1 protein-coding gene is annotated in these 3,034 nt (G+C 37.2%); it reads left to right on the forward strand.

From position 1 onward, the window contains the following. Positions 1–3,034: hypothetical protein (locus ABDH28_00735; protein ID MEN2997555.1), on the forward strand; the 3,034-nt coding region annotated here is incomplete at both ends.

Consider the following 3,034-nt stretch of genomic DNA (forward strand, 5'->3'; position numbering starts at 1 on the left):
AGCAGAGTAACGAGATGTATTACTATGTTTTTAACTTAGGTGGTGCGGGTAATAATCTTGAAAAGTTGTACATAACTATTCCTTCAATTGAAAGTATTGTTGTCACTAACAATATGTATGTTAGTAGTGCTTACGGTGGAAATGTTTCTATCTCTGGTGATGAGATAGTTGTTAGTTACCCAACTCCTATAATACCGGGTAATAGTGATGTTATAACTGTGAGGTTTAAGGATAATCTAGTAGAAGGTGAGACTAATATAGTTTGGGAATCTAGATCGGTATTTACTACAACTGCAGGTAAGCAAAAAACCAATAGGGTTGTAGTTGGTAAGGTTAACTACATTTCTTTTGTTATGCCACTTCCTTATGCTGTTGGGTATATCATTTCTCCTCAGCCTAAGGAGATATATACCTCTGATAAGGTTTTTAGCCTGACTTTAGTGTTAAGTAATACTGGTGTGGATAAGAATGTTATAAGAGGTGCGAGGATAGATGTTCCGGGCTTTGTTGTTCTCAGTGCTGACTCTCAGAATGGAACTAACAGAATAGTGGGTAATTCGGTATTTGTCAATTATACGAACGATTTTGAAGTTGGTAGGACAAATTCTATTACTCTAGTGCTAAGTAATGTTTTCTCGGTTAAAACAAATCTGTTATTCTCGGGTGTTGTGTGGAATTCTAAGAATACAAATGCTTTTACTGAGAGAAGTTACTCAGAGTTGTCGTTTAAGATTGAGAAGTTGCCATCTTTCTATGTGCAACCGAATACTGTTGACACCAGTGATTACTTTACAAACTATGTTGTTCACATAAAGAATGATACTACTGGAGTTAAGAATATAGTTAAGGTGAGAGTGGAACTTCCAGATGGGTTATTCTCCAAGCTTAGTAATATAGTAAGTGAAGTTGTTGGTAGTAGTTCGATATTCACGAATGGCAATGCTACCAGTGTTACGAGTATTATTGTGGATTACAGTAGTTCTCCAATAGAGCCTGGTAGTGGTGATAGTATATCTTTCTGTGGATATGATACTCTTTTGGTTGGTAGCAGTAACTTTGGTGTTAAAGGGTATTTTGATGATGGAAGTGGTGTTTGGAGAGAACTTTCGCTGTTCTTAGGCTATAGCTCAAATATATCTTATATCATGCCACCTGTGTATATGAAAGCTACGATAGAACCTGATAGAATATACGTTACTGAGTTTTCAAATGATTTTAAGTTCACTATTACTAACGAGGGAAGGGGATCAAACAAGCTCGTTAAGGTTAGGATAGGAATTCCTGCTGGTGTAGTAAGTATAACGATGGTGAGTAATAGGCTTGGAGGAATTGCCTCAAATTTTGTAAGTGGAAGCTATTACGAGATTTGGTATTCAAATAGTTCAGGAATTAATGCATCTGGGTATGATGAATACTATTTCGCAACAGAGACTTACTATGAGATGCTTACAAACGTTTCGTTTGTGTTTATGGCGGGTAATGAGTATGGAGGGCCGTGGTATCTCGGTGGTGTGATGCCGGGCGGTTCTACGGTCCTCAGGGTTCAGTATCCTCCTCTGTTGGTGCTAGGTTACATAAGCAAGGGTGGGAATATATACACTATAAATACTAATGCGGTAGTTGAGTATAAGATAATAAATAGGTCAAGAGATGTATTTGTAACAAATGTTGTTATAAACTTTGACTTCACAAACTTTACTTTGGTCAGGTTAAGTTCGTTGCAACAACTGTCAAATAATTTGGTTAAACTTGAGAAAGTAGGCAATAGTGTAGTTGTAAGCTATCCTGAGAATTTCTTTGAGTTTAATAAAGAGGATATAATAACGATTGAAGTTAGCTACTTACTGACAAACTTCTATGCGATACCTATGGTTGGGGAAGTTTGGGTTACCGGTGCAACTAATACGAATACTCAGCTTGTTAGGCCTTCTGGATTATCGCAAACTGCTTATGTGACGAATGCACCATTTGGTAGAATCATCGGCTTCGTTACTCCTTATAGGTATCCTGTGAGTGTAAAACAGGTTGATTCCTCTGGAGAAGTGATGAAGGACAGTGAAGGTGGAGATATAATTACGATTTCTTCAACTACCGATGGTTACTTCTATTTACCTGAAGTTTATCCTGATGAGGCTGGCAATGCCATACTGATGTTTGAGAATCCAAATTATAGACCTATGAAGATAAGCTTCAAAGTTGAGAAGAATAAAAACAACAATATTGGTGTGATATACATGCTTAATAAACCATTTAGTAAAAGTTCTGAGACTGATCAGGATATACTTTCCGGAAGTGATAATAAGAGTAAGGTTATAGTCAGAGCTGGTAATATTCACAGGGATTTCTCAGTTGATCTTTACATAACGAATCTAACAGAACTTCAGAAATTTGCTATCCAAAGAGACGATAAGATAGGGAAGCCTGCTACTTACGATGGTATCAGAGGATACTTCCTTGATGTGAGAGGTTACTCTTACGATGAGCTTGTTAGGGAGATAGGAATAAGTGGTGATATAGTACTCTACTTCTACTATCCATCTGTTACTAGCAACTATTATCAAAATGAGGAAAATCTAGGGATTTACTACTGGAAAGAGAGCACCGGTGAGTGGGTAAGGCTTGGTGGAGTTGTTGATAGGCAGAATAAGTTTTTGGTAGCAAAGGTTTCCTACTTACATAGATACTATGGAATCTTTGAATCTTCAACAAAGTTTGATGGTGTTATAAGGAACGTGAATGCTTTGCCTAAGGTCATTACGCCTTTTGTGAAGAATCAAACTGTGGATCCTAACTATGGTATTGTGAAGATATCGTTTGAGTTTGATAGACTTTACAATAGGTATGAAGTGAGTATATACAATCTCCAAGGTAAGCTTATGAAGAGGATAATTAAGGAGGACCCTGAAGGGTATATAGGTGGGGAGATAAGTTGGGATGGGACAGATATGGATGGAAAGCCTGTGAGAAATGGTGTGTATTTGTATAGAGTAAAGGTGGAGGATAAGGTTTATACAGGAACAATTGTTTTAGTTAA

Source organism: Brevinematia bacterium (assembly GCA_039630355.1).
Lineage (GTDB): Bacteria > Spirochaetota > Brevinematia > DTOW01 > DTOW01 > SKYB106.